Source organism: Armatimonas sp. (assembly GCF_043760365.1).
Lineage (GTDB): Bacteria > Armatimonadota > Armatimonadia > Armatimonadales > Armatimonadaceae > Armatimonas.
Genome location: NZ_JAYUPA010000130.1, coordinates 1 through 6,268 on the forward strand (window position 1 = coordinate 1; position 6,268 = coordinate 6,268).

At 59.1% G+C, this 6,268-nt stretch carries 6 protein-coding genes and 1 pseudogene; 4 read left to right on the forward strand and 3 right to left on the reverse strand.

Going from position 1 to position 6,268, the window contains the following annotated elements:
- Positions 1-153 precede the first annotated feature (153 nt).
- The 3 genes and pseudogenes from ACH2EH_RS03395 to ACH2EH_RS03405 all read left to right on the forward strand — a co-directional run bounded on the left by ACH2EH_RS03395 (position 154) and on the right by ACH2EH_RS03405 (position 1,324).
- Positions 154-660, forward strand: coding sequence for a transposase (locus ACH2EH_RS03395; RefSeq protein ID WP_395138976.1), 507 nt, complete (start codon positions 154-156; stop codon positions 658-660).
- Positions 661-699: 39 nt separating this feature from the next.
- Positions 700-1,010, forward strand: a pseudogene (locus ACH2EH_RS03400) (element excision factor XisH family protein).
- Positions 998-1,324, forward strand: coding sequence for a XisI protein (locus tag ACH2EH_RS03405; protein WP_395138978.1), 327 nt, complete (start codon positions 998-1,000; stop codon positions 1,322-1,324). The pseudogene ACH2EH_RS03400 and the gene ACH2EH_RS03405 overlap by 13 nt, the downstream one beginning before the upstream one ends.
- Positions 1,325-1,357: 33 nt before the next feature.
- Here the strand turns inward: ACH2EH_RS03405 and ACH2EH_RS03410 are convergent, their stop codons facing one another.
- On the reverse strand, positions 1,358-2,194 hold the full coding sequence (locus ACH2EH_RS03410) for an SMP-30/gluconolactonase/LRE family protein (RefSeq protein ID WP_395138980.1): 837 nt from the start codon (positions 2,192-2,194) through the stop codon (positions 1,358-1,360).
- A 46-nt stretch (positions 2,195-2,240) separates the two neighbouring features.
- Here ACH2EH_RS03410 and ACH2EH_RS03415 point away from each other — a divergent pair, with 46 nt between their 5' ends.
- On the forward strand, positions 2,241-5,486 hold the full coding sequence (locus ACH2EH_RS03415; protein ID WP_395138982.1) for a hypothetical protein: 3,246 nt from the start codon (positions 2,241-2,243) through the stop codon (positions 5,484-5,486).
- On the opposite strand, the gene ACH2EH_RS03420 is transcribed toward ACH2EH_RS03415, so the two are convergent.
- Positions 5,483-5,791 carry a hypothetical protein gene (locus ACH2EH_RS03420; protein WP_395138984.1) on the reverse strand — a complete coding sequence of 103 codons (309 nt, stop codon included), beginning with the start codon at positions 5,789-5,791 and terminating at the stop codon, positions 5,483-5,485. The two genes, ACH2EH_RS03415 and ACH2EH_RS03420, sit on opposite strands and share 4 nt — an antisense overlap.
- Before the next feature lie 18 nt (positions 5,792-5,809).
- On the reverse strand, positions 5,810-6,268 hold a 459-nt coding region (locus ACH2EH_RS03425; RefSeq protein WP_395138986.1), incomplete at its 5' end, for an MFS transporter.

Genomic DNA, 6,268 nt, shown 5'->3' on the forward strand with positions numbered 1-6,268 from the left:
GGCGGCGCAGCGTGTGGGTTTGGGGGCCTTGAGTGCCCTGTATAACATTCATTATTTAGAGGGAGCACGAGACGAGCTGGGGTCGTGGGATGCTCTCCGACAGGTGTTCTGTGCAAGCACTACTTCAACAAGAGAAGTTAAAGAGAGAGCGGCATGATTACAACAAGTGGATTGACAAAAGTTGGTGGTATGGTCTCGTCTGGGAGCTTGGCAAGGAAAATTTCGGACTCGGCATCGGACTGGCGGGAAGGGCGGCGGCTTCGTGCCCTGGAGCTCTACCGGCAAGGCTGGAAGCAGAAGCATATCGCCGAAGCGCTTGGTGTCACCTGTGGCGCGGTGAGCCAGTGGGTGAAACGTATCCGCGAAGCCCCCGATGAGAGCGCCGTGGAGGTTCTACGTCGGCGAAAGCCCACAGGGGCTCCCTCACATCTGACAGTCATTCAGCGCCAGGAGCTCTCGCTTCTGCTGTCACGGGGTGCCTGTTCCTGGGGCTACAGCGACGATGTCTGGACTTACCGTCGGGTTGCGGACGTGATTGAGCGTGCCTACGGAGTCCGCTACCACGAGAGCTATGTCGGGCGGCTACTGCGCGCCTGTGGTATCGAAGTGCGCCACACAAGCCAGGTACAGATGCAAACAGATCGTCACGAGCTCAACTAAGCAAACTCGCTGGGAGTGGGGATGGTAAAATATCCCGTCATGCCACGACGGGATAAAGCACATCAGACGGTTCGACACGCACTCGAAAAAGAAGGGTGGATCATTACACATGACCCCCTGATGCTGGAGTACGGTGGGACTAATCTCTACGTAGATATAGGCGCGGAATACCCTCTGACATGAATGAGTGGGAGAAGGCACTGGGACAGTATCTCTTTTACGAGTTTCTTCTTGAGGAGCAATATCCGGGGCGTACTCTTTTTCTTGCGATGCCTGAGGAGGCATTTTATCGTGTTTTTCAGGACTCCCGAGGTGAAGCTCAAGAGGAGATCAAGCAGTGGATTCTGTAAAAGAAATCATCAAGCAAATTCTTTCTGAGTATGTTGAATTTTTTGGAATTCAGCCTAATATGGAGATTGAGGCGATTTTCGATGATGAAAAAGGGCACTATGAGCTACTCCAACACGGCTGGATAGGCAATCGGCGAGTACATGGTGTTTTTCTTCACTTAGATGTCAAGGGCGAAAAGATTTGGATACAGCATGATGGCACAAGTGACGGCATCGCGACGGACCTTATGGAGGCAGGTATCTCTCCCAAGCAAATCATCCTCGCATTTCGCAGCCCCAGCGAGCGCGAAGGTGGCATTTTCGCAGTGGCTTGAGTTCGCTACCTGCCCCTTGTTTCCTTGCTAGGTCTAGCGCCTCCAGCGCTGCCACTCTAGGCCGGGGCGATCTATGCGAAACTGCACCAGGCGCATGGCTTTGGCTTCGGTGACATAAGCCGTCCGTCCGTCTTTGCCACCAAAGCAGATATTGGTGGGATGCTCGCCGAGCACATTGATTTCCTGGAGCACTTCGGCACGCGGGGAGAGCTTCACGACGGTGCCTTTTCCGTGACGGGTGGCGTAGAGGTTGCCGTCTATGTCGCAGCGCATCCCATCGAAGCCGTAGTCATCGAACTTCTTGAAGAGGCGCTTGTTCTTCAGCGCACCATCGGCAGCGATCTCAAAGGCCCAGATCGTGCGCTGGACACTCTCGTTCACATAAAGCGTCTTGCCATCGGGGCTCACTTCGATCCCATTGGTCGTGCCCATTGCGCTGGCCTCAAGGATTGTCTTGCCCTCTTTGGTGATACGCCAGAGCTGGCCGGTGCTATTGCCCCAGTGCGGATCGCTGGCATAGAGTATGCCACTGGCCGTAATCGCAATATCATTGGGCTGGTTCATTGTGTCATTGTGTGCAAAGACAGTAATTGAGCGCGTTGCCATGTCCACGCGCAAGATATTATGATCCGTGTAATCGGCGATAAACATCTCGCCCACTTTATTGAAACGAATCCCATTGCCCGCACTCTTCTCGGGCAGAGTTAAAAATAGCTCCGCTTTGCCGTCGGGGGTGACGCGTGCAATCCCCCGTTTATCTCGAAAGCTCACGCAGTAGATATTGCCCTCACGGTCGCAAGCGGGGCCTTCAATCCCTGGGGTAAAGTCTCCCTGAGTGAGCGGCGTCGCCTCATAGAGTTTCTCTTTCATAGAGAGTATTATACTCTAGGAAACGCAGTGAAGGCAGGGAGTAGAGATGCAACGTAGAACATTTTTGGCGCTAACCGCGGGAACTTTATTATCTTTTGGTTTTGGCAGTAAGGCAGATGCCCAGACACAAAAAACGCGGACGGCAAGTCCGAAAGTCTACACGCCAAGGAAGCCACTTGAGAAGCCCTGGCGTCCCGGCTCGCCCCTAACCCAGCGCATGGCAAACCAGAGCTATAGTCTCATTGAGGATCGCCCAGGGCTAAAGCTCTACTCGCCTACTGCGGATGAAGTCCATGCAGTCGCTTTTGCCGAAGGGATCGAGTGGGTAGGCGCGATGAGCGACATCAAGAGAGTGGATCGCAAGCGTAACTTGGTGCGGGTCTACACCAGCAGCGATGGGGTTCCGGTAGGTGTGCTCCAGCAGCTTGTCGCCGATGATAAAGCCGCCTTTGCGGTGATAGAAACACAGGAGCGGGGAAGGCTCCTCTGCTGCTACGATGCCAAAAAAGATCGATTTGAGAGCTTTCCGCTTCCACCACACAAGGCTGTCTACAGCTCCTTCTCATCCACCTGGACTGGTGAGGACTTCCTGGTTCTGGGGCCGACTCTGGTAGCGTTCGTGCCCTGGTTCAACGATAGCCGCAAAGAGGGAGCGCCCCCATTTATTGTCTTTGATCGCAAGACGCGAAAGCTCGCGCTAGGAAAGTGGGATCTGGCGGTGCAGTTCGATCATCCCGAGCTGGAAACCCGCTTCGCCACGATCCAAGGAGAGACACTCTGGCTGGGGACGCAGATCGGGCTCCTGGGAGCACCCTTGCGCACCGACCAACTAGAGCCTCAGTGGCGACGCTGGCTCCCGGCCCGGAGCGTCTCGGGTGGCACCGTGCTCACCCCCGGAGTCGTGGCCGTGGCGACCCGCGAGCGCAACCGGAGCGACACTGCCTTGCTGGAGACGCTGGAGCTAAAGACGGGCAAGCGCGGCTCCCTTCCTAGCTTCCCCAATGCCTCGCAGCCCTATCAAGTGCTGGCGTCTTCGCTGGTGGCAACCCGCGAGGGCACCCTCTGGTACTTGGGGCCGTCTCCAGAAAATAGCGGATTTAATCCCATGGCTCCCCTCGGGCCGGATGTTCATCGCCTGGCCTTGGGGGCGACGCAGTGGGAGAAAGTCGTTTGGAACGACGCCCCTGTGGGTAGTCTCGGCATGATGAGGCCGCCTCCCACACTCGCCGATGAGAAAACTCTCCCGGATCCTGTTGCGGCAGCGCTGGTCTGTCGGCTCCGTAGCAACCAGCCCGACATGCGAGGGGGCCGCATGATGGGAAACATGATGGGAATGGGTACTGACCAATCTCTGTGGCTACGGCAGCGGTTCTGGCGCTGGCAGCAGCCCGAACATAGTGCGGAAATTCCCCTGGAACTTCTTCAACCCAGTGTGCAGCCGAGCCGAAGAGAACTGCGCGACGTGAAAGATCCAGGCACGGTCTGGCTGGCGGAGCGTGGGGGCTTTGTCTCGGTACTGCGCAGCGACCTGCCGCCTGCACAAAATTTTGCAACGCCTAACGGGGTGATATCGGTACCGCCGCCGCTGAACCGGGTGGACGCCCCTAGTGCCCAGCACTTCCCCGTGAGCATGGCCGGGGCGCGGCATCGGATTCGGATTCGCAAGCTCTTGGGCGGCGAGACCACTCTGGTGATGCCGGCAAGCGCAGCTCGGCTCCTGCGCGTGAGCAAAGAGGGGATTGTTGCCCTAGACACAAAGGACGATCCCTTGCGTTTTGCCAGTACGGAAGGCGCTGTCGCAGGACCCGCGAAAACGTGCTTTGTAGTGGGGCGCTCCGGGGGGCAGTCGCAGACCCTGTGGCACTGGGACGAGAAACAGCAGGCTCTGATTGACACGGAAGTCGCGGTGGATACGCGCAGTGCGCTGGCGCTGGGGGGGACGAGCAAGGGACTCTGGAGGCGAGGCAGCGAGAATACTCTCTGGTTTCTGGCCGTGGGCGCGGACGGCAGGCCACGAGGTGAGTGGGAGCGCGTGGGCCTGGAGTTTCCGCCCAACCACCCGACTCCAAACTACCTGGGAGCGGGAGCCGATGTCCTGTGGTTTGAGGCGAGACTGCCAGACGGGAACGGGAAACAGTATCTGGTGGTCTGGAACCCTCAGAAAAGCGCCTGGAGTGAGTCCGAAGCCTTTGATTCGTCGAACTTGGGTTTTGCTTTTGGCTTCTCTCCCTTTGGTTTTGGGGTCGTGACATCGCCCGATGGTATCGGCTGGGCTTGCACGAGCAGCCTGCTGGGCTACGATCCGCAGAACCACCTCTGGGAAAACATCGCGCTACCGAAAGTAAAAGAGGGGCAGACACGATCCGCCAGCATCGTGGTGGCGGCGACTCGGAGCGCTCTCTGGGTGGTGCGCACGGACGGGACATGGCGCTACGACCGGGCGGCAAAGACCTGGAGCAAGCCCGAGACGGCGCAGAAAGGCTTTCAGGTGGATGCCCGTTTTTTGTCTCTGCCTGTGGCCTGCACGTCCGATGCCGAAGGGAACTGGTGGCTTGGCACGTTTGAGGGGCTCTGGCGCTTCGATCCCGAGCGGGGGCTCTGGCAGGAGCAGACACAGGAAGCCACAGAGCAGAACACGCCCATGATGTGTACGCTCGTGACCGAGGACGCCGTCTGGGGGCAGAGCGATGCCGCGCTGGCGTGGCTAGATCGCGGGAGCGGAAAGGCGCGCCTCTTTGGGCGGGAGAGCCTGGAGGCTTTGGGAGCCTTTGGCACTATGTCGCCGCGCTCAGGTGCTGGGCTGTGCTGGTTTCTGGGAAAACAGCTCGCCTACTTTGAGCCTCAGACACAGCGTTTTATCTCCGTGCCGCTGCCAATCCCGCCCGAGGCAGCGGAGAATAGCCTGACCTGTATGGCCGTCGTGGGCGTGCCTGGTCAGCCGCAGCAGGCGCTGGTGGCGGTGAACTCTGGTAGCACGGGAGCACTTTACCGCTGGAGCAACGGGACGCTCAGCACCACGCCGCTTGCGCAACCTGACGGTGTGCGCAGTTTTTACGATATCCGCCCCGCCGGGAGTGCACTCTTTATCGCCGCCTCGGATGGGCTCTGGCGCTGGGAGCCGAGTGGGCGCTGGGAGCCGCTGGTGCGAGGAGAGAACCTTAATCGTCTGGTCGGAGGGATGGGCTTTTTCCGGTTGATCCCCGATGAGAAGCTCCCGAGTGTTCTCTGGGCCTTTGGCGGCACCGGGTTCTCGGCTGTGGGCGGGTTGGTAGCACGGATCGAGGGGGCCTAGCGCACTTCTCGCTGCCGCAGGCCGGGAATGCAGAGCGCAACAATCCCTCCGAGCAGGCAAGCCAGAGCGACGCTGAGGAGCACTTGTTGGGGGGAGATGCGCAGCAGGAGCGCTCCGCCCAGCGCGGCTCCGAGCGGCATAGAGGGAGCGAGCAGGGCGGTGTGCACTCCGAAAAATGTCCCGTGCTCGCTTTTATCCACCGTGCGCTGTAAGAAGCTTGTCTCAATGGCCAGATACGGCCCCCAGAAAATTCCCCCGATGAAGAACGCGAAAATGGCGTAGTGAAGTGAGGGGGCAAGCGCCATGCCAACCTGACAGAGTCCTCAGAGCAGCGCGATTCCCGCCATCGTGCGACCCGCGGGGAAACGCGCGAGCCAGCTAATGCCCAGGCTTCCGAGGGTCGCCCCAATTCCCACCGCCGACCAGAGCATTCCCATTCCGGCGGCATCTGAGTGCAGGTGCTCTTTCACGAACATCGGCAAGGCGGCTTCCGTGGGACCGTAGGCAAAGAAGAAGACAAAACTCAGAATCGTCACGAGCGCCGCCATCGGGTAGCGGCGCAGAATTGTCCAGGTTTTAGGGGCATCTTCTTGAGGAGCTTCACGCGCAATATTAGGCATCGTGGCGATGGCTCCGATCAGGGCGAGAAAGCTAATCGCATCCAGAAGTAGGGTCTGTGTTGCCCCCCAGGCGGCGATGGCGACGCCCGCGAGCGCGGGGCCGATCACGCCCGGAAGCTGCTCGGTGAGGCCCAGTGCGGCATTCGCGCTCTCTAGTTCGTC

What these genes read in the sequence shown, in the direction of transcription:
- ACH2EH_RS03415 (WP_395138982.1), top strand. Translation starts at nt 2,241, where the DNA reads ATGCAACGTAGAACATTTTTGGCGCTAACCGCGGGAACTTTATTATCT.
- ACH2EH_RS03395 (WP_395138976.1), top strand. Translation starts at nt 154, where the DNA reads ATGATTACAACAAGTGGATTGACAAAAGTTGGTGGTATGGTCTCGTCT.
- ACH2EH_RS03410 (WP_395138980.1), bottom strand. Translation starts at nt 2,194, where the DNA reads ATGAAAGAGAAACTCTATGAGGCGACGCCGCTCACTCAGGGAGACTTT.
- ACH2EH_RS03420 (WP_395138984.1), bottom strand. Translation starts at nt 5,791, where the DNA reads ATGGCGCTTGCCCCCTCACTTCACTACGCCATTTTCGCGTTCTTCATC.